This is a genomic window from Mycobacterium sp. (genome assembly GCF_032161845.1).
Taxonomy (GTDB): Bacteria; Actinomycetota; Actinomycetes; order Mycobacteriales; family Mycobacteriaceae; genus Mycobacterium.
In genome coordinates, this window is the sequence record NZ_JAVRQA010000096.1 from 1 (window position 1) to 18949 (window position 18949).

Below are 18949 nucleotides of genomic sequence, written 5' to 3' on the forward strand. Positions count from 1 at the left end.
CCTGCTCGATCGGCCAATTCGGTTCGAGGGTCTGGCCCTTCTTCCACAGCACGGAGATCTCGACGCGGGTGACGCCTGCCACGATGCCCTCCCACGTGGCGTGCACGCCTGCCACACAGCCTGCCGAAATGGTCCAAGAGCCGAGGTCGAGGTCCTCGGTGGTCTCGGCGTACTCGGCAGTGCAGCGGACTTCGTCGAGTTCGATGCCGAGCGCGTCGGCGACCATGCGCACCGCCTCACCGAAGACGCCGGTACCGTGCGCGGTCATCGCCTGCAGGTCGGGATCGTCGATCGGCCGGCCGAAGCCGACCGGCTTCTCGGTCGCGGGTGAATCGTAGAAGGTGGTGTCGGCGGCTTCGTTGACGGTGATCTTGTCCACCCGATCGCAGATCCCCGCCGCCACGATCGACAGTTGATTGACGTAGCCAGGGCTGATGCCGGACCCGAACATCGTCGAGCCGCCCTGTTCGCATGCGGCGGCGATTCTCGCGCGGCCGTCACCCTGGTTGTGGCCAGTGATGAACGACGCCGTCGCCACGACGTTCACCCCCGCGGACAGGATGGTGACCAGTTCGTCGACGTCGATCCACATCGGGTTGTAGACCACGCAGTCGGGCTTGAGGGCCAGCAGCGCGTCGACGTCGTCGGTCGCGGCGACACCGAGTGGTCCGATTCCGGCGAGGACGCCGACGTCGCGACCGACCTTGTCCGGAGACCAGGCGTAGCAGCCGACGAGTTCGAGGGACGGATTGCGCGCGATCGCGGCCACGGAGCTCTTGCCGACGTTGCCCGTCGTCCACTGCACTAGCCGGTAGGGAGATGTGTTTGGCACTCGCTCAGCATAGGGAGCGCCGCTGGCCGTTCGGCCCATTTCGGCCAACTCAGGAGCCGAGCGTCGCCTTGCCCGTCAACTGCTGCCCGGACCGGTCGATCCACGCCAGATCGACGACGTCACCGGGGTAGTGGCGATCCAGCACGGCGGTCAGCGCGGTCGCCGAACTGAGCTGCTCACCGTTGATGCTGAGTAGAACGTCTCCGTCGTGCAGCCCCGCTTGTTGGGCAGGGCCGCCCGACAGCACCTCGAAGATGATGACGCCCGGCAGCGACTCGGGCTGATTGCGGGAGTTCACCCCGACTCCGAGCAGCGTCGGCGGTCCGATGTGCACGGTGCTCGATGGCGACCCGCTACGGATCTGCCCGGCCGTCGCCAGCGCGTCGTTGATCGGGATGGCGAAGCCGGAGCCGCCCGGATCCATCCGAAAGTTGACGGTCGCGGCCGTCGTCACGCCGACGATCTGTCCGGCACCGTTGACCATCGGCCCGCCGGAATCGCCTGCCCGAACCGGCGCGGCGAACTCGATCAAGCCGGTGGCCTGATTCGAGCTCCCGGTCAGTTCATCCTTGGCGTTGATGGTGCGGCCGAAGCCCACCACCTGCCCGGCCTCCTGCGTCAAAGGACTTCCCGAGCCTCTGGCGTTGCCGAGCGCGACGACGGGGTCGCCCACGGCGAGCTGCGAGCTGTCCCCCAGGAGCGCGACTGGAAGTCCGCTGGCCCCGCGCAACTGCAGAACGGCGATGTCGCGGTTGCGGTCGTAGCCAACCAGGTCGGCTTGATACGCACGGCCTGCGACCGTCGCGGTGATGCTGTCCGCGCCCTGCACGACGTGGAAGTTCGTCAGGATGGTTCCGCTGGGGTCGAGAACGATGCCCGTCCCTGCGCCGATGGCGTGCTGATAGTTGATGGTGGTGTCGATGCGCGCAACGGTCGGTTCCGCCTGGGCCGCAACGCTCGACAGGTCGGCCGGTACGGCGGACGCCAGAGCCGGTGCGACGATCATGGACGTCGCCGCCACCGTGGCCACGACCGCGATGACGAATCGCCATCTGGTGTGGAACCTGCGCATGGGTACCCTTCCGCCGTCAGTAGCTGGAGCTTTACCCACAATTGTGACGTTGACACCGTGGGCTGTCGACGCACCGGCCCCGTGACGTCAGTCGTCCAGGGCTACTCCGCGGCGCGCACGCCCGAATAGCCGCGACGACGACTTGCCGTTCGGGCGTCGGTTGCGCAACTTGCTATCCGGGTCATCGGCGTCGGATTCGTCCGCGTTACCGGTGCCGTTGGTGCTGACCTCGTCGGTCGCACTGGTCGCACTGGTCGCACTGGTTTCAGTGGCTTCCGCGGTGTCAGCGGCCTCAATGGCTTCCGAGGTTTCAGGCTTCTCGGTGTCCTCGAGCGTGGCCGGTGCGGGGACGTCCTCGGCGGGCTCGGTGTCCGATGCCTCTGGCGTGTCGGTGACGTCGTCGGCGGTGACGTCCTCATCGGTGGGAACGACCGCTTCGGTCGACTCATCCTCGACTTCGTCGTCGGCGGCGTCGTCGGCGGCTGTGGCGCCACGGCCCCGGCGGCGCGTCTGCCCCTTGGGCCGAAGCGGCTTGGGCGGAGGGGGCGGGAGTTCGGCCGCGTACGCGAGGTAGAAGCCCAGCGCCCCGAGGATGGCGACCGCGGCCGCCGCCCCGTAGATGCCGAACAGGGTCGGGCCTGCCGCATCAAGGCTGACCCAGATCTCGCTGATGGCAGCCCCGACGATGAGCGCACCCGCCAGAACGTGCAGCACGACCGACCAGAACCGCAGCGAAAGCGCCAGCTGCGGCGTGCCGAACTCGGGCTTGCGGGTTTTGAGGAGCGTGAGCACCACGGGCAGCGCCGCGAGGCCGATCAGCGCGCCACACACGATGCGCATCGCCAGACCAAGACCGACGGGCCATTGACCGGTCAGTTCGAACCAGCGGGGCAGCACGAAGAAGAAGTAGAGAGCCCCCGCGAGGACGAAGAACGATGCGTGCCACAGGACCGCGATCCAGCGCCGCATACTCCGCCTTGAGTCGGTACAGCCATTCGAAGGCCGAGACACGGCCAGGCTCCCTGGCCTGGCCGCACCCCGACTAGCGCGGAGGATAGGGGATTTGAACCCCTGAGGGCTATTAACCCAACCCGCGTTCCAGGCGAGCGCCATAGGCCACTAGGCGAATCCTCCGCGGCCATGGTAGCCGACCGAGCTACCCGGTCCTCACGAGTAGTACGCGCGCCCTTGGGGCCTGCGTCGCTCCAGCGTCGCGACGGCGGGGTATTACACTCGTCTCGGACCCCGCGCGGCGTCTATCCTGTGAACTCCCCCAGGGCCGGAAGGCAGCAAGGGTCAATGGGCTCTGGCGGGTGCGCGGGGTCCCCTTTTTGGTCTCCTTGTTGTTCACGGCCATAGTGGAAGGCCTGCCGTGTCGTTTCTGTCCCTTGGCCGTGACGAACTAGAGGCGCAGCACGAGCTGCAGCTCCGCGACTACGCCGATCTACAGGCCAAGAAACTCGGCCTGGATCTCACGCGCGGCAAGCCGTCTCCGGCGCAACTCGACCTGTCCAATGAACTGCTGGCCCTGCCGGGTACCGAATACCGCGACGGGGACGGCACGGACACCCGCAACTATGGCGGTCTGCACGGTCTGCCGGAGCTGCGCGCCATCTTCGGGGAACTGCTGGGCATTCCGGTGCAGAACCTGATCGCAGGGAACAACGCCAGCCTCGAAATCATGCACGACCTCGTCGTGTTCTCGCTGCTTCACGGCGGGGTCGACTCGGTACGGCCGTGGATCGAGGAACCGGTGGTCAAGTTCCTCTGCCCGGCGCCCGGCTACGACCGCCACTTCGCGATCACCGAGAACTTCGGCATCGAGATGATCCCGGTGCCGATGCTCGAGGAGGGCCCCGACGTCGACCTCATCGAGGAACTCGTCGCCAGCGACCCGGCCATCAAGGGCATGTGGTGCGTACCCGTCTTCTCCAACCCAACGGGTACCACCTACTCGTGGGAGAACGTCCGCCGGCTGGTGCAAATGCAGACCGCGGCAACCGATTTCCGGCTGTTCTGGGACAACGCCTACGCCGTGCACACGCTCACCCACGACTTCGTCCGCCAGGTCGACGTGCTGGGACTGGCCGCCAAGGCCGGCAACCCGAACCGGCCGTACGTCTTCGCGTCGACCTCCAAGATCACCTTTGCGGGTGCCGGCGTCAGCTTCTTCGGCGGCTCGCTCGGCAACATCGCCTGGTACCTGCAGCACGCTGGCAAGAAGACGATCGGCCCCGACAAGGTCAACCAGCTGCGGCACCTGCGCTTCTTCGGCGACGCCGATGGGGTGCGCTTGCAGATGCAGCGCCATCAACAGCTGCTGGCACCCAAGTTCGCCCTCGTCGCCGAGATCCTCTCCGACCGCCTCGGCGAGTCGAAGATCGCGTCGTGGACCGATCCCAAGGGCGGTTACTTCGTCAGCCTCGACGTGTGGCCGGGAACGGCGCGGCGCACGATCGCGCTCGCCAAGGACGCGGGTATTGCCGTGACCGAGGCGGGGGCGGCGTTCCCGTATCGAAAAGACCCGGAGGACAAGAACATTCGCATTGCGCCGTCCTTCCCGTCGACGCCAGACCTCAACGAGGCGATCGGCGGTCTCGCGACGTGTGCGCTGCTGGCCGCGACCGAGTCCATGCTCACGGGTGACTAGGGCGCCGCGCGTCGGAGACCCTGGGTAGCCTGCTCTCGTGGCTCTCTACCGCAAGTACCGACCCGCGTCCTTCGCCGAAGTGGTCGGGCAGGAGCACGTGACCGAGCCGCTGTCGACGGCGCTCGAGTCGGGCCGCATCAACCACGCCTACCTGTTCTCCGGTCCGCGCGGTTGCGGCAAGACGTCGTCCGCGCGCATTCTGGCCCGCTCGCTGAACTGCGAGCAGGGGCCCACCCCGACGCCGTGCGGGGTATGCGATTCGTGCGTCGCACTCGGTCCGAGCGGCCCGGGCAACGTCGACGTCACCGAACTCGACGCTGCGAGCCACGGCGGCGTCGACGACACCCGCGAGCTGCGCGACCGCGCGTTCTATGCCCCGGCGCAGTCGCGGTACCGCATCTTCATCATCGACGAAGCGCACATGGTCTCCAACGCAGGCTTCAACGCGCTGCTGAAGATCGTGGAGGAGCCGCCGGATCACCTGATCTTCGTGTTCGCGACGACGGAACCCGAGAAGGTGCTGCCCACCATCCGCTCGCGCACGCATCACTACCCGTTCCGACTGCTCGCCCCCAAGACCATGCGCGGGCTGCTGGAACGCATCTGCACCCAGGAGAACGTCGGCGTCGACGACGCGGTGTACCCGCTGGTGATCCGTGCTGGCGGAGGCTCGCCGCGCGACACGTTGTCCGTCCTGGATCAGCTGCTCGCCGGTTCCGACGGCAAGCAGGTGGCTTATGCGCGGGCGTTGGCACTGCTGGGCGCCACCGACCTCGCGCTCATCGATGCCTCGGTCGACGCCCTTGCCGCCGGTGACGCCGCAGCGCTGTTTGGCGCAGTCGAGGCGCTCATCGACGCCGGCCACGATCCCCGTCGCTTCGCCACCGATCTGCTCGAGCGGTTTCGGGACCTCATCGTGTTGCAGGCCGTCCCCGACGCCGCGACGCGTGGTGTCGTCGATGCGCCCGACGACGTCGTGGAGCGGATGCGCGATCAGGCCGCCAGGCTGGGCACCGCGACCCTGACCCGTTACGCCGAGGTGGTGCACGCGGGACTCGGCGAGATGAGGGGCGCCACCGCGCCTCGGCTGCTGCTGGAGGTGGTGTGCGCGCGGCTGCTCCTCCCGTCGGCGAGCGATACCGAAGCTGCTCTGCTGCAACGGATCGAGCGCCTCGAGACCAGAATGAACGTCTCCATTCCGGCCGGCGAGGCGGCGCAGGCCATCGACGCGGCGCCGATCAAGCAGTTCACCCGCAGGAGCAACGCTCCCGAGACGCCCGAGCCACCCGCTCCGTCCGAGACGCCTGAGCCACCCGCGCCGCCCGTTGCCGTTCAGCCGGAGGAACGGCCCGCGCCGCCACCCGCGGCGCCGCCACCCGTCGCGCCGCCACCCGTCGTGCCCGTTGCGCCGCCGGTGGCAGCCACGCCGCCTGCGGCCGCGTCATCGGGTGAGCCGGATGCCGCCGCCGTACGCACCATGTGGTCGACGATCCGGGACAAGGTGCGCGAACGCCGACGCCCGACGGACGTCATGCTCGACGGCGCCATCGTGCTCGCGGTGGAAGGCGACACCCTGGTGCTCAGTCACGTGTCACCGCCCCTGGCGAACCGACTCAACGAGGCGCGCAACGTCGAGATCATCCGCGACGCGTTGAAGGACGCGCTCGGCGTGAATTGGAACATCCGGTGCGAGGCCGGGTCGCCTACCGCCTCCGCGCCAGCCGCCCGACCTCAGCAGGTGGCTGTCGAGCCGCCAGCGCCCGAGGAGGACGACGAGGAGAGCATGCTCGCCCAGGCCGTCCACGAGGAGCCGGGCCCACGTCGCGACCCGGAAGAGGTCGCGCTCGAACTGCTGCAGAGCGAGTTGGGCGCCCGTCGGATCGAGGGTAGTTAGGCCGTCCACCACGGGCGCAGCGGCAGGTCGCCGTCGCCACCCTTGTTGTCCAGCTTGACCGCCAGAACCTGGTGCAGCTGAACCACATTCGTCTCGAAGCCCAGCCGGGACCCGGCCATGTACAGACCCCACACCTTGGCGGTGGGCAGGCCAACCTCCGCGACGGCCTCGTCCCAGTGCTCGACGAGGTTGGCGCACCAGTCGCGCAGCGTCAGTGCGTAGTGATGGCGCAGATTCTCCTCGTGCACCACTTCGAGGCCCACGTCCTGAGCATCGGTGATGATGCGGCCCGACCCGGTGAGTTCCCCGTCGGGGAAGACGTAGCGGTCGATGAAGCCGCCGGCCGAGGCCTGGGCACGGTTGTCCGGCCGGGTGATGCAGTGGTTGAGAAGCAATGCGCCCGTGCGCATCTTGGACTTGAGGAACCTGAAGTACGACGGGTAGTTCTGGACGCCGATGTGCTCGGTCAGACCGATCGAGGACACCGCGTCGAAACCCGACTCGCGGACGTCGCGGTAGTCGCCGTGGCGCACCTCGGCCAGATGGGAGAGGCCCTCCTCGGCAATGGCGTTCTGCGCCCAGGCCGCCTGCTCCTTGGACAGCGTGACGCCGACGGCCTTCACGCCGTGGCGGGCCGCGTACCGAACCATGCTGCCCCAGCCGCAACCCACGTCCAGCAGGCGATCGCCGGGCTGTAGCCGCAGCTTCTCGAACACCAGCCGATACTTGTTGTCCTGGGCCTCTTCCAGGCTGGCGTCGATGTCGGGGTAGGCCGCGCACGTGTAGGTCATCGACGTGCCGAGCACCCACTCGTAGAACGTGTTCGACACGTCGTAGTGGTGATGAATGGCATCGGCATCGCGAGTCTTGCTGTGCCGCAACCCTTCCGCGATGCGACGCCAGCGGGGCAGCGCTTCCTGCGGCGGAGGCGGAATCGGGCGCAAGTGCTCGAACCCGATCGACCGAACGACGTTGGCCAGCACGCGGGCCGACGGACGCTTGAAGTCCAGCTTGTCGGCCATGGCGCGGAGCAGCTCGTAGGGATCGCCAGGATGCACGCCACGCATCTCCACGTCGCCGGAGACGTAGGCGCGGACCAGCCCCAGCTCGCCTGGAGACGTCGCCAGGTAGGTGGTGCCTCGCGGCGTGCGGAGGTCGAGCCCGACCTGAGCGTCGTCCGGTCCCGCCGAGCTGCCGTCATACGCAGTGAACTTCAGCGGAAGCTCGTCCCCGGCGGCGAACAGCTCGAGGATCTCGGCGAGCGTGAGCTTGCCGGTGGCCGCGTGGGTTGACTCTTCCTTATAGGTCGTCATCAGTGTCCTCCGCTCTTCGCGCTAGCGCTCATCGCCTTTGCACCGCCTTCGCATACAGATCGAGCAGACGTGAGTCTGGGTCGTAGGCCTTCTTGACCGTGTTGTAGGTTTCGCCGCCGTAGAGCTCGTTGAACTCGTCGAGGGAGTAGTAGGCGTCGGAATACAGGGACTTGTGGCCGTCGAGTTCGCTGACCTTCTCCTCGATCAAGCGGTTCGTCTCACCCTCTCGCGTTCCAGCCGGCACCGATGACCAGAAGCCTATGTTGACGTACGTGTGATGCGCGGCAATTGGGTAGAGCGGCCAGCCACCGTCGTCACGCAGGCGAAGCGGACACAGCCAGATGGGCTCGATCGGCACGTTCGCGAGGAACCAGTCGACGAATTCGGCGGTGCGCCCGATCGGCACCTCGATGTCCTGCACGACGCGCTCGAGCGGCGGCCTGCCGTTGCGCTTCTCAATGCGATCGGCGATGGCGAAGCGGCGGTCCAAGCCGATCAGCTTCCAGTAGAAGCTGCTGCGCCTGTAGCGGCGAGGCCAGAGCCGCCGGATCGCCGGATTCTGGGCGCCGAATGCCCGCGAGCACCAGAACCAGTCGGTGTCCCAACGCCACAGGTAGTCATGGATGGTCAGCCGGTCGTGCTTCTCACCGGCGGCGTGCTGAATAGAGCGGTAGTAGATGTCGCGGCCGGTGTAGTCGCTGACCGGACCCGGCGTCGCCGTCCGCACGCCGAGGCAGAGGTAGGACTCGTCGGCGCTGAACACCACACCGTCGACGTAGTCGATGGGCGTGCCGTCGATGCCGCCGGTCTCGACGATCCGGTCCATGGTGGCAACGAGGTCCGCCACCGAGGTGAACCGGAGGTGCCGCAGTGCGACGAAGGGTTTGACGGGTTCCAGCTCGATCTTCAGTCGCACCGAATAGCCAAGCGTGCCATACGAGTTCGGGAACGCGCGAAACAAGTCGGCATGCTGCTCGGGCGATGCCGTCAACACCTCGCCAGTCCCGGTGAGGATGTCCATCTCCAGCACCGACTCATGGGGCAGCCCGTTGCGGAACGACGCTGACTCGATGCCGAGCCCCGTCACCGCGCCACCGAGGGTGATGGTCTTCAGCTGCGGCACCACCAACGGCGACAACCCGTATGGCAGCGTCGCGGCGACCAGATCCTCGTAGGTGCACATGCCCGCGACGTCGGCGGTGCGCGCATCGGGATCGACGGCGATCACCCCCGTCAGCCCCGAGACGTCCAGCCCCTTGGCGGTGGACTTCTCGCGCGCGCGGAACAGATTCGAGGTGGGTTTGGCCAGACGTACCGTGGCGCTCGGTGGGATGGCACGGTAGCTCGCCAGCAGTCTCTCCACGCCTGCCGCGTGGGCCGACTGCGCTTGAATCGATGCAACAGTCACACATATACGCTAGTCCCCGGTCGCACCCGATGCGACCGCACCGACCCGGGTTCACACCCGTTCACCCCTCGATCTAGGAGTCTTTACCGATGGGACAGGTCAGCGCCTCAAGCACCGTCTTGATCAACGCCGAGCCCGATGCCGTGCTCGCAGCGGTCGCGGACTACCAGACGGTTCGTCCGAAGATCCTCTCCTCGCACTACAGCGGCTACCAGGTCCTCGAGGGCGGCCAGGGCGCGGGCACCGTCGTCACGTGGAAGTTGCAGGCCACCGAGTCGCGGGTGCGCGACGTCAAGGCCAGCGTCGACGTCGCAGGCCATGCCGTCATTGAGAAGGACGCCAACTCGACGATGGTGACCAACTACACCGTCGCTCCCGCCGGAACCGGCTCGTCGGTCACGGTGAAGACGTCGTGGCAGGGCGCAGGCGGCGTCAAGGGCTTCTTCGAGAAGACCTTCGCCCCGCTGGGCCTTCGCAAGATTCAGGCCGAGGTCCTGGAGAACCTGAAGAATCAGGTCGAGTCGAACTAGGCGAGCTAGGCGGCGGCTCGGGCGGGTCTCGTCGCCAAATATCCGACGATCCCGCGCACGACGGCGTCGGCGTACTTCTGTCGCCCATCGGGGCTCTCGATCAGTGCCGAGTCGGCCGGGTTCTTCATGTTGCCCAGCTCGACGAGGATCGACGGGTACTGCGCCAGATTCAGCCCGGCCAGGTCCGCCCGCGGGTACAAGCCACCCTGGCCGATGTAGTTGGCGGGGATCAGACCGGCGGCCTGAAGCTGGTCGCGCATCGTCTGGGCGAGCTGGACCGACGGCCCCGACTGCGCGGCGTTGAGCGGCGGCGACGAGTAGTTGACGTGGAAACCGCGTCCCGTGGCGGGCCCGCCGTCGGCGTGGATCGAGACGATGGCGTCGGGCTTCAGCGCGTTGGCCATCGCGGCGCGTTCGTCGACGCAGGGCGCGACGCCGGTGTCGTCGCCACGGGACATTGCCGTGCGCACGCCCAGCTGCGTCAGCTCCGCGCGGATGCGCAGCACCGTCTCCCAGTTGAAAGTGTGCTCGGGGTAGCCGTCGTTGGTCGACGTCCCGCTGGTTTGACAGTCCTTGGTCCCACCGCGACCCGTCGGGACCTGTTTGGTCAACGACGCGTCGTTGGCGCCGTTGTGACCGGGGTCGAGGAAGACGATCATCCCGGCGATGTTGGCGGGGGCGGCGGCCGCGGTCGGGACACCGATGGGTCCGAGCGACGCGGCGACGAGCAGGCCGACGGCCGTGGCGGCGCCGACACGTAGGCAGGCAGGTACGTGCACGGCGCCAACGTAGCGCGCGGGACGACTAGGCTTGAAGGGCAAATCGCCACGCGCGGGCGACAGCAATCAAGTCGAGACCAACCTGCAAGGGGACTGACATGCAACCCGGCCAACCGCCCGACATGTCGGCGCTCCTCGCGCAGGCCCAGCAGGTGCAGCAGCAGTTGATGGAGGCGCAGGAGGCGCTCGCAGGCGCGGAGGTCCACGGCCAGGCCGGCGGCGGTCTGGTGCAGGTGACCATGAAGGGCAGCGGCGAGGTGGTCGGCGTCGCGATCGACCCCAAGGTCGTCGACCCCGACGACGTCGAGACACTGCAGGACCTCGTGGTCGGCGCCATCAAGGATGCTTCTATGCAGGTCACTTTGATGGCGCAGAGCAAGCTCGGTCCACTCGCGGGCGGGCTCGGCGGCTTAGACATTCCGGGGCTCTGACTTGTTCGAGGGTCCGGTCCAGGATCTCATCGATGAACTCGGCAAGCTGCCGGGCATCGGGCCGAAGAGCGCGCAGCGCATCGCCTTTCACCTGCTCTCGGTCGAGCCGCCGGACATCGACCGACTGACCGCGGTGCTCAACACGGTTCGCGACGGCGTGAAGTTCTGTGAGGTGTGCGGAAACGTCTCCGACGAGGACCGCTGCCGCATCTGCAGCGACCCGCGGCGGGATGCCTCGCTGGTGTGCGTCGTTGAGGAACCCAAGGACGTCGCGGCCGTCGAGCGCACGCGCGAGTTCCGCGGCCGCTACCACGTATTGGGTGGCGCGCTGGACCCGCTATCTGGGGTCGGGCCGGAACAACTGCGAATTCGCGAGCTGCTCAACCGAATTGGCGAGCGCGTCGACGGGGTGGACGTGGCGGAGGTCATCATCGCCACCGACCCCAACACCGAGGGCGAGGCCACCGCCACGTATCTGGTGCGCATGCTGCGCGACATTCCCGGGCTGACGGTGACCCGCATCGCGTCGGGATTGCCGATGGGCGGCGACTTGGAGTTCGCCGACGAGCTCACCCTGGGACGCGCTCTGACTGGCCGCAGGGCGATGGCTTAGGTTGGCGAACATGCCCGATGAGGAGTTCAAGGTCGAGGTCGAGCTCGGCGACGATGCGCACCACCTGTCGTTCTGGGGCCGACTGAGGTCGCTGGACGTCGATGACGAGGCCCGCAAGCGGCTGGGCAGCCGGGTGACGGTGACGCGCGACGGCAACCGGATTCAGCTCTATACGCACACTCTTCAGGACGCCCGCGAGGCGGAGCACACCGTGCGCGAACTCGTCCAGGCAGACGAGCTCACCGCCGAATACACCGTGAGCCGGTGGAACCCGGACAGCCAGGAGTGGGTCGACGCTGGCGACGGCCACGCGCTCACCGACGACGCGCCCGACGTCCCCGTTCCCGATCCGAGCTACGTGATCCTCGAGGCCTACAAGCCAGAGTTCCTGCGCGACCTGGGGCTATAGCGCTCGCACCTTCCGCCGCCTACCGCCCAGCCTCCCCGCGCGACACATAAACGTTGGCGGCGACACGCCGGGTTAGGCCGCCACCGTTTATGCCTCGTGAGGTGTCGGTGGCTGGTGGCAGCTTGCGGGCATGACGTCGACCATCTCGGGAAGCCAAGCGCTGCGGCTTGGCGAGCTGACTCGCCACCGACTGCGTACGCAATTCGATGCTCTATTGCCTGACGTATACGTGCCGAAGTTCGCCGAAATTACGTTGGCCGACAGGGCGCGAGCGGCAGTGCTCTGGTCTGCGAGTCGAGGTGTAGTGGCTGGCTCGACGGCATCGGCACTGCATGGCGCGCGGTGGATCGACGCCGCCGAACCCGTCGAGTTGATCTGGCGAAACCAGCACGCACCCGGCGGTGTGCTGACCCGTAACGAAAGAATTGCCAACGACGAGATCGTCGTCGTCGACGGGATCAGGATGACCACGAAGGCTCGCACCGCCCTCGACCTCGGGCGTCATCTGACGCGAGACGAAGCGGTGGCGCGGCTCGATGCGCTGGCGCACGCAACGGGTATCGCCGCTCAGGACGTCGAGCCTCTGCTCGTTCGTTACCGGGGCAGTCGGGGTGCCCGGAGGGCCAGGGAGGCGATCGCATTGATGGACGCGGGCGGGACGTCACCGAAGGAGACCTGGCTGCGGCTGCTCGTACTCGACGATGGGCTTCCAAAACCGCAGGCGCAGTTGATGGTTCATAACGGCGACTATTATCCGCTGGCGTATCTGGACCTCGGGTGGCAGGAGTACATGGTGGCCGCGGAGTATGACGGCGATCAGCATCGCAAGGATCGCAAGCAATACCTCAAGGACATCAGGAGGCTGGAAATGCTCGAGCGTCTGGGGTGGATCGTGGTTCGCGTCGTCGCGGAGGATCGTCCGTTGGACGTCCTGAACCGCATACGTCAGGCGCTCATCAGCCGCGGGTATCGCGACACATAAACACTGGCGGCGACACGCCGGCCGAGGCCGCCAACGTTTATGTGTCGCGAGCGTGGCGGGCTAGACGCGGCGCGGAGCGGCCAACCGCTCCCGCCGCAATCGATCGACCTCGTCGAGTTCGATCGGCGCCAGCTCGCCGACCACCCGCGACAGCAGATGGTCGGCCAGTTGCGGATTGCGGGCCAGACACGGGCCATGCAGATAGGTGGCAACGATGCTGCCTTGCACGGCCCCGTCGAAGCCGTCGCCCTCGCGATTGCCCGCACCGCTGACGACCTTGGCGAGCGGCTCGGCCGCAGGGCCCAAAACCGTTCCGCCGCGGTGATTCTCGAAGCCGGTCAGGCGTTGGTCGAGGCCCGTCAACAATGGTTGGGACACCACTTCGCCGATGGTCCGCTTCGGCTGCGGCGACGTCGTCGCGTCGAGCACCCCGACGCCGTCCACCCGCTCACCCGACGACGTCTCGTACCAGTGGCCGAGCACCTGAATGGCCGCGCAGATCGCGAGCACCGGGGCGCCCCGCTCAGTGGCGCGTTGCAAACCCGGGTACTGGATCAGGTGCTTGGTCGCCAGCCGCTGTGCGTAGTCCTCGGCGCCGCCGAGGGTATAGAGATCCAGCGAGTCGGGCACTGGATCGGCCAGCGTGATCTCGACGACCTCGGCGTCGAATCCCCTCAGCCGCAACCGCTGCCGCAGCACGACGGCGTTGCCGCCATCACCGTAGGTGCCCATCACGTCGGGCAACACCAGCCCGATCCGCACCGTCGAGTCAGCCATGGGGCAGCCGCCGATTGAGTTGCAGGAAGGCCGTGTAGTTGGCGATCACCTCGACGTGACCTGGCGGGCACGACGCGATGGCCTTCACGGTGTCGTGCACCAGCGTGTGGTCGACGCCTGCGTAGCCGAGGCGCACCGCCAGGTCGGTGCCGCGTTCGCCCGCCGCGACGACGGCGGTGTCCTCGAAGTGCTCGAAGCGGACGTCCCACAGCCACGACAGGTCCTCGCCATCCGGCACCTGACCGTTGACGGCGATCACCACCCCCGCGCCGTGCTTGTCGACCATCGACAGCGCCTCCTGCCAGCCGGCCGGGTTCTTGGCGAGCAGAACGCGGGCGGTGTGCTGGCCCAGTTTCACGGTCCGGTAGCGACCCGCGACCTCGTCGACGAGGGACACCGCGGCCACTGCTGCGGCGGGGTCGGCGCCGAGGGCGACGGCGGCGGCGATCGCCTGGGTGGCGTTGCCGCGGTTCACGGCGCCCGGTAGGGAGAGCGTCATCGGCAGCGTCAGACCGTTGGGCCCGTAAACGTGCGAGTCGTCGTACCACCACTGTGGTGTGGGGCGTTTGAAGTCGGTTCCCGTCGAGTACCAGTGCGACTGCTCGCGCACGATGATCTCGCCGCTGCGTGGGCAGCTCACCGAGTCATTTGCCCAGCTTCCGCCTGCGGCCACCCACACCACGTCGGGGCTGTCGTAGGCCGCGGACGTCATCAGCACGTCGTCGCAGTTGGCCACGACGACGGCGCCTGGATGGCGCGCCAGCCCACCGCGCAGCGTGCGCTCGATGTGGTTGATCTCACCGACGCGGTCGAGCTGATCACGGGACAGGTTGAGCAGGACCACGACGGCAGCCTCGACCGCATCCAAGACGTGCGGGACGTGCATCTCGTCGACTTCCAGCGCGGCCAGCTTCGCATTCCTGGCGCCTGCCAACGCCGCGATCAGACCGGCATCCATGTTGGCGCCCTCGGCGTTGGTGGCGACGGGGCCGACGGTGGCGAGCGCCGCGGCGGTCATCCTGGTGGTCGTCGACTTGCCATTGGTGCCGGTCACGACGACGGTGCTACGGCCCGCGCCGAGCTGACCGAGGATCGAGCGGTCCAGGGTCATCGAGACCAGGCCGCCGATCATCGCCCCTGCGCCGCGCCCGGTGAGGCGGGACGCCCAGCGGGCTGCGGAGCCGGCGCCGAGCGCGACCCGTCCGCGAGTAGTGACCATTCAGGGGAGTCTATGAGGGGAAAACTGGGTGGGCGACACGCGGCGTCACCCGTCGGGGCTTGTCGGAGGACCGTGTCATCCTCGAAACGTGAGCCAAACGTACGGCCGACCGGCCACCGAGCCCGGCGCGGGCTGGGCGGTAGTCGACGTCGAGACGACGGGTTTCCACCCGCGTCAGGCTCGCGTCGTCAGCGTCGCGGCGCTGGCCCTCGGCGACGACGGCAACGTAGAAGGCAGCTTCTCCAGCCTGCTCAATCCAGGCGTCGACCCGGGCCCCACCCACGTGCATGGCCTGACCACCGAGATGTTGGCGGGTCAGCCCACCTTTGCCGAGGTCGTTGGCGAGCTCAATGCGGTGCTCGAGGGCCGCACGCTGGTCGCGCACAACGTCGGCTTCGACTATGCCTTCCTGGCCAACGAGGCCGAGTTGGTGGGTGCCCAGCTGCCCGTCGACACCGTGATGTGCACCGTGGAGTTGGCGCGCAGGCTGAACCTCGGCATCGAGAACCTGCGGCTCGAGACGCTGGCCGCGCACTGGGGAGTGACCCAGATGCGCCCGCACGACGCGCTCGACGATGCGCTGGTGCTGGCTCAGATCCTCAAACCGTCGCTCGCGGGGGCACACGACCGCAAGACCTGGCTGCCCGTCCGTCCGGTGAAGCGCCGGAGCTGGCCCAACGGTCAGGTCACGCACGAAGAACTGCTGCCGCTGAAGACGATCGCGGCCAGGCTGCCGTGCGACTTCCAGAATCCCGGCGGCTTCATGGCGGGGCGACCGCTGGTGCAGGGCATGCGGGTGGCGCTGTCATCGGAGGTCACCCACACCTACGAGGAACTCATCGAGCGGATGCTGCACGCCGGGCTGTCGTACGCGGACATCGTCGATCAACAGACGTCACTGGTGATCTGCAATGAGCTGGAACCGGATCAGGGCCGCGGCTATCAAGCCCGCGAGATGGGGATTCCCCTGGTCAGCGATGCCGACTTCATGGCGCTTCTGGAGCGCATCGTCGGCGGTACCGGAGTCGAGGAGTTCGCCGACGCCACACTCAGCGGCGATCAGTTCACCCTGTTCTAGACAACCTCTGGAACGGGGTCACGGACGCGCCGCGCGGTTCACCGCAGAGACCACGGCCCGCAGCGATGCGGTGGTGATGGACGTCGCGATGCCGACCCCCCACACCGTCTGACCGCTGACGGAGGCCTCCACGTACGCGGCGGCCTGCGCCTCCTCGCCCGAGGACATCGCGTGCTCCGAATAGTCCAACACCGAGACGTCGAACCCGACCGCGCCAATGGCGTCGACGAACGCGGCGAGCGGGCCATTGCCCGCGCCGACGATCTCCCGTTCGACGCCGTCGACCTTCACCACCGCGGTGATCGTGTCGGTCCCGCCGTCAACCTCGGCGGCGTCGACCTTCTGTCGGATGCGCTCCAGCGGCCGGATCGGGGCCAGATACTCGTCGGCGAAGACGTCCCACATCTCCTTCGGGGACACCTCGCCGCCCTCACCGTCGGTGATCTTCTGGATGGCCTGGCTGAACTCGATCTGCAGCCGCCGGGGCAGCGCCAGGCCGTGGTCGGCCTTCATGATGTAGGCGACGCCGCCCTTGCCGGACTGCGAGTTGACCCTGATGACGGCCTCGTAGGTACGACCGACGTCCTTCGGGTCGATCGGCAGGTACGGCACCTGCCACAGGATGTCGTCGACGTCGGAGTCCGCGTCATCAGCGCTGACCTTCATCGCGTCGAGGCCCTTGTTGATGGCGTCCTGGTGGCTTCCCGAGAACGCCGTGTAGACCAGATCGCCGCCGTACGGATGCCTTTCGTGCACCGGCAATTGGTTGCAGTACTCGACCGTGCGGCGAATCTCGTCGATGTTGGAGAAGTCGATCTGCGGGTCGACGCCGCGGCTGAACAGGTTCAGCCCCAGCGTCACGAGGCAGACGTTGCCGGTCCGCTCGCCGTTGCCGAAGAGGCAGCCCTCGATGCGGTCGGCACCCGCCTGGTAGCCCAATTCGGCTGCGGCGACGGCAGTTCCGCGGTCGTTGTGCGGGTGCAGGCTCAGGATGATCGAGTCGCGGCGGGCCAGGTTGCGGCTCATCCACTCGATCGAGTCGGCGTAGACGTTCGGGGTGGCCATCTCGACGGTGGCAGGCAGATTGACGATCAACGGAGCCTCGGGGGTGGCACCGACGATCTCCGATACCGCGTCGCACACCTCCTTCGCGTACTCCAGCTCGGTGCCCGTGTAGGACTCGGGGGAGTACTCGAAACGCCATTGCGTACCAGGGTGTTTCGCGGCCTCGGCCACGCACATCTTGGCGCCGTCGGTGGCGATGGCCTTGACGGCGTCGCGATCGGCACGGAACACCACGCGTCGCTGCAGGATCGACGTCGAGTTGTAGAAGTGCACGATCGCCTTGGGCGCACCCGCACAGGCCTCGAACGTCCGCTCGATCAGCTCGGGTCGGCACTGCGTCAGCACCTGGATCGTCACGTCGTCGGGGATCGCGCCCTGGGTGATGATCTCGCGGACGAAGTCGAAGTCGGTCTGGCTCGCCGACGGGAAGCCGACCTCGATCTCCTTGTAGCCCATCCGGACCAGCAGATCGAACATGCGCCGTTTGCGTTCCGGGCTCATGGGATCGATCAGGGCCTGGTTGCCGTCGCGCAGATCGACCGCGCACCACATGGGTGCGGTCTCGACGATCTTGTCGGGCCAGGTGCGGTCGAACGGACTGGACGGTTCTCCCCCTGGAACTTCGGAGGCGAAGGGGCGGTACCGGCTGACGGGCATCGACGTGCCGCGCTGGGTGTTCCAGGCCGGCTGACCGGCATGGGGATCACCGGCTGGGGTGGTGATGGTGCGTACCGACGTATAGGCGTCGATGGAATGGGGATTGGGGTTGTTCACGGTTCTGCTCCGGATTCGTCTGGTTGTAATTCAGACCGGCGCATCAAGACCACCCGCGACGGGAAGCCAGTCTGGATCAGACCCCGTCGCGGCGTCCGAGGAGGAGCGTCCGCTGCACGTCGATCACTGTACTCCGCGGGTCAACTTGGCCAAAAGTCGCGTGGATCCAACCAAGAAATGGCTAGCCTCCATCATCCCGCTGGCGTTCGGTCTCTGTGGCTACCTGAACGTGCAGTAAGCCGGCGTCACACCTGAGAATCCGGGAAGGCGACGACCGACAGGAATCGGATCGGCAACGCAACCAAATCCACCGGGCCATGAGCGCCCTCGCCATCGAGCTGCAGCGAGTCACCGGGGTGCAGTCGGTACACCGACCGGCTATGGCTGTAGTCCATGACGCCATCGAGCATGTAGATGAATTCGGTGCCCGGGTGTTGGAAGAGCGGGTAGGTCTGGCTCTTCTCCGTCAGCGTGACTTCCAGGCACTCCAGTCGCTTGTGCTCGCCACGCAACGACCCGAGCAATTGGTACTCGTGGCCCTCCCTGGTGCCGTTGCGGACGATCCGCGCACCGGTGCCCGCCTTCACGAATGCCGCGGGGCGCTCCACGTCGGCACCACGGAACAGCGTGGTCACCGGAACGTCGAAACCCTTGGCCAATAGCGCGAGCGTCGACAGGCTGCACGACGTCTGAGCGTTCTCGATCTTGCTCATCATCGCCTTGGAGATCCCGACTCTGGCGGCCATCTCGGCGACGGTGAGGCCCTGCTGTTGGCGGAGTTGGCGCACGTTGCGCCCGATGGCGGCCTCGAATTCCAACTCGTCGACGGACTCGCTCGGGTCGCGATCGCGGGCGGTCCCGGATTCGTTGCGGAGCAGTGGAACGTGATCGTCGGGGGAGGCCACGGTTTACCTGTCTATCGCATCTCGCCCGCGCCCACGTATGGATACGGGGACCTCAACGGGTCGTCCTCGGCGAACCGGGACAGTCTGAAGTCGGTCTCGGGAATCCGCGGGTCGGCACTGCGGCCGTCGATCACCAGGTCGGCGATGAGCCTGCCGACCGCGGGCGCGATCTTGAAGCCGTGTCCGCTGAATCCGGCAGCGACCACCAGCCCGTCGAT

At 67.2% G+C, this 18949-nt stretch carries 18 protein-coding genes, 1 tRNA gene, 1 other RNA gene and 1 pseudogene; 9 read left to right on the forward strand and 12 right to left on the reverse strand.

The annotated features are described in order from the left end of the window. From QOD90_RS05675 to QOD90_RS05690, 4 genes are all read right to left on the reverse strand, one after another. Window positions 1-832: NAD(P)H-dependent amine dehydrogenase family protein (locus QOD90_RS05675; protein WP_526347531.1), on the reverse strand; the 832-nt coding region annotated here is incomplete at its 3' end. 49 nt (window positions 833-881) lie between these two features. Next, window positions 882-1904: a S1C family serine protease gene (locus tag QOD90_RS05680; protein ID WP_526347533.1), complete on the reverse strand. Its 1023-nt coding sequence runs from the start codon at window positions 1902-1904 to the stop codon at window positions 882-884. Between the two features lie 87 nt (window positions 1905-1991). Continuing rightward, window positions 1992-2873, reverse strand: a complete 882-nt coding sequence (gene lucA, locus QOD90_RS05685) for a lipid uptake coordinator LucA (RefSeq protein ID WP_526347535.1) — start codon at window positions 2871-2873, stop codon at window positions 1992-1994. 79 nt (window positions 2874-2952) lie between these two features. Further along, a tRNA-Ser gene (locus QOD90_RS05690) sits at window positions 2953-3038 on the reverse strand. A gap of 102 nt (window positions 3039-3140) precedes the next feature. On the opposite strand from QOD90_RS05690, the gene ffs reads away from it, so the two are divergent. The 3 genes from ffs to QOD90_RS05705 all read left to right on the forward strand — a co-directional run bounded on the left by ffs (window position 3141) and on the right by QOD90_RS05705 (window position 6448). Next, window positions 3141-3237, forward strand: an RNA gene (gene ffs / locus QOD90_RS05695) — signal recognition particle sRNA small type. Window positions 3238-3276: 39 nt separating this feature from the next. Continuing rightward, window positions 3277-4554: an aspartate aminotransferase type Ic gene (locus QOD90_RS05700; RefSeq protein WP_526347537.1), complete on the forward strand. Its 1278-nt coding sequence runs from the start codon at window positions 3277-3279 to the stop codon at window positions 4552-4554. Window positions 4555-4591: 37 nt separating this feature from the next. Beyond that, window positions 4592-6448: a DNA polymerase III subunits gamma/tau gene (locus QOD90_RS05705; protein WP_526347539.1), complete on the forward strand. Its 1857-nt coding sequence runs from the start codon at window positions 4592-4594 to the stop codon at window positions 6446-6448. Here QOD90_RS05705 and QOD90_RS05710 read toward each other — a convergent pair. Continuing rightward, window positions 6445-7761 carry an SAM-dependent methyltransferase gene (locus tag QOD90_RS05710; RefSeq protein WP_526347541.1) on the reverse strand — a complete coding sequence of 439 codons (1317 nt, stop codon included), beginning with the start codon at window positions 7759-7761 and terminating at the stop codon, window positions 6445-6447. The two genes, QOD90_RS05705 and QOD90_RS05710, sit on opposite strands and share 4 nt — an antisense overlap. Before the next feature lie 28 nt (window positions 7762-7789). Next, on the reverse strand, window positions 7790-9169 hold the full coding sequence (locus tag QOD90_RS05715) for an FAD-binding oxidoreductase (protein WP_526347543.1): 1380 nt from the start codon (window positions 9167-9169) through the stop codon (window positions 7790-7792). Between the two features lie 89 nt (window positions 9170-9258). Between QOD90_RS05715 and QOD90_RS05720 the strand changes: the two genes are divergently transcribed. Further along, window positions 9259-9699 carry an SRPBCC family protein gene (locus tag QOD90_RS05720; RefSeq protein WP_526347545.1) on the forward strand — a complete coding sequence of 147 codons (441 nt, stop codon included), beginning with the start codon at window positions 9259-9261 and terminating at the stop codon, window positions 9697-9699. A 5-nt stretch (window positions 9700-9704) separates the two neighbouring features. Here QOD90_RS05720 and QOD90_RS05725 read toward each other — a convergent pair whose 3' ends face one another. Further along, window positions 9705-10478 (reverse strand): Rv3717 family N-acetylmuramoyl-L-alanine amidase, encoded by a 774-nt coding sequence (locus QOD90_RS05725; RefSeq protein WP_526347547.1) that lies wholly within the window; start codon window positions 10476-10478, stop codon window positions 9705-9707. A 98-nt stretch (window positions 10479-10576) separates the two neighbouring features. On the opposite strand from QOD90_RS05725, the gene QOD90_RS05730 reads away from it, so the two are divergent. From QOD90_RS05730 to QOD90_RS05745, 4 genes are all read left to right on the forward strand, one after another. Then, complete coding sequence (locus QOD90_RS05730; RefSeq protein WP_526347549.1) at window positions 10577-10909, forward strand: YbaB/EbfC family nucleoid-associated protein; 333 nt, start codon at window positions 10577-10579, stop codon at window positions 10907-10909. 1 nt (window position 10910) lies between these two features. Then, complete coding sequence (gene recR / locus QOD90_RS05735) at window positions 10911-11522, forward strand: recombination mediator RecR (protein ID WP_526347551.1); 612 nt, start codon at window positions 10911-10913, stop codon at window positions 11520-11522. Window positions 11523-11532: 10 nt separating this feature from the next. Continuing rightward, entirely contained in the window at window positions 11533-11931 is a 399-nt protein-coding gene (locus QOD90_RS05740; protein ID WP_526347553.1) for a hypothetical protein, read from the forward strand. Window positions 11932-12061: 130 nt separating this feature from the next. Next, window positions 12062-12913, forward strand: a complete 852-nt coding sequence (locus tag QOD90_RS05745; protein WP_526347555.1) for a putative endonuclease domain-containing protein — start codon at window positions 12062-12064, stop codon at window positions 12911-12913. Window positions 12914-12973: 60 nt separating this feature from the next. Here the strand turns inward: QOD90_RS05745 and QOD90_RS05750 are convergent, their stop codons facing one another. Then, window positions 12974-13690, reverse strand: a complete 717-nt coding sequence (locus tag QOD90_RS05750) for a type 1 glutamine amidotransferase (RefSeq protein ID WP_526347557.1) — start codon at window positions 13688-13690, stop codon at window positions 12974-12976. Then, entirely contained in the window at window positions 13683-14909 is a 1227-nt protein-coding gene (locus tag QOD90_RS05755) for a MurT ligase domain-containing protein (RefSeq protein ID WP_526347559.1), read from the reverse strand. The genes QOD90_RS05750 and QOD90_RS05755 overlap by 8 nt, the downstream gene beginning before the upstream one ends. Before the next feature lie 88 nt (window positions 14910-14997). Between QOD90_RS05755 and QOD90_RS05760 the strand changes: the two genes are divergently transcribed. After that, on the forward strand, window positions 14998-15987 hold the full coding sequence (locus tag QOD90_RS05760; protein ID WP_526347561.1) for a DEDDh family exonuclease: 990 nt from the start codon (window positions 14998-15000) through the stop codon (window positions 15985-15987). Window positions 15988-16005: 18 nt separating this feature from the next. On the opposite strand, the gene leuA is transcribed toward QOD90_RS05760, so the two are convergent. The 3 genes and pseudogenes from leuA to QOD90_RS05775 all read right to left on the reverse strand — a co-directional run. Continuing rightward, window positions 16006-17826, reverse strand: coding sequence for a 2-isopropylmalate synthase (leuA, locus tag QOD90_RS05765; RefSeq protein ID WP_526347563.1), 1821 nt, complete (start codon window positions 17824-17826; stop codon window positions 16006-16008). 245 nt (window positions 17827-18071) lie between these two features. Continuing rightward, the gene (relB, locus tag QOD90_RS05770; protein WP_526347565.1) at window positions 18072-18731 is read right to left on the reverse strand and encodes a type II toxin-antitoxin system RelB family anti-toxin; all 660 of its coding nucleotides are present in this window, start codon (window positions 18729-18731) and stop codon (window positions 18072-18074) included. An 11-nt stretch (window positions 18732-18742) separates the two neighbouring features. Then, window positions 18743-18949: pseudogene (locus QOD90_RS05775) on the reverse strand (FAD-dependent oxidoreductase); the annotation flags it as partial.

What these genes read in the sequence shown, in the direction of transcription:
- QOD90_RS05680 (WP_526347533.1), bottom strand. Translation starts at nt 1,904, where the DNA reads ATGCGCAGGTTCCACACCAGATGGCGATTCGTCATCGCGGTCGTGGCC.
- lucA (WP_526347535.1), bottom strand. Translation starts at nt 2,873, where the DNA reads ATGCGGCGCTGGATCGCGGTCCTGTGGCACGCATCGTTCTTCGTCCTC.
- QOD90_RS05710 (WP_526347541.1), bottom strand. Translation starts at nt 7,761, where the DNA reads ATGACGACCTATAAGGAAGAGTCAACCCACGCGGCCACCGGCAAGCTC.
- QOD90_RS05720 (WP_526347545.1), top strand. Translation starts at nt 9,259, where the DNA reads ATGGGACAGGTCAGCGCCTCAAGCACCGTCTTGATCAACGCCGAGCCC.
- QOD90_RS05730 (WP_526347549.1), top strand. Translation starts at nt 10,577, where the DNA reads ATGCAACCCGGCCAACCGCCCGACATGTCGGCGCTCCTCGCGCAGGCC.
- QOD90_RS05740 (WP_526347553.1), top strand. Translation starts at nt 11,533, where the DNA reads ATGCCCGATGAGGAGTTCAAGGTCGAGGTCGAGCTCGGCGACGATGCG.
- QOD90_RS05745 (WP_526347555.1), top strand. Translation starts at nt 12,062, where the DNA reads ATGACGTCGACCATCTCGGGAAGCCAAGCGCTGCGGCTTGGCGAGCTG.
- QOD90_RS05750 (WP_526347557.1), bottom strand. Translation starts at nt 13,690, where the DNA reads ATGGCTGACTCGACGGTGCGGATCGGGCTGGTGTTGCCCGACGTGATG.
- QOD90_RS05755 (WP_526347559.1), bottom strand. Translation starts at nt 14,909, where the DNA reads ATGGTCACTACTCGCGGACGGGTCGCGCTCGGCGCCGGCTCCGCAGCC.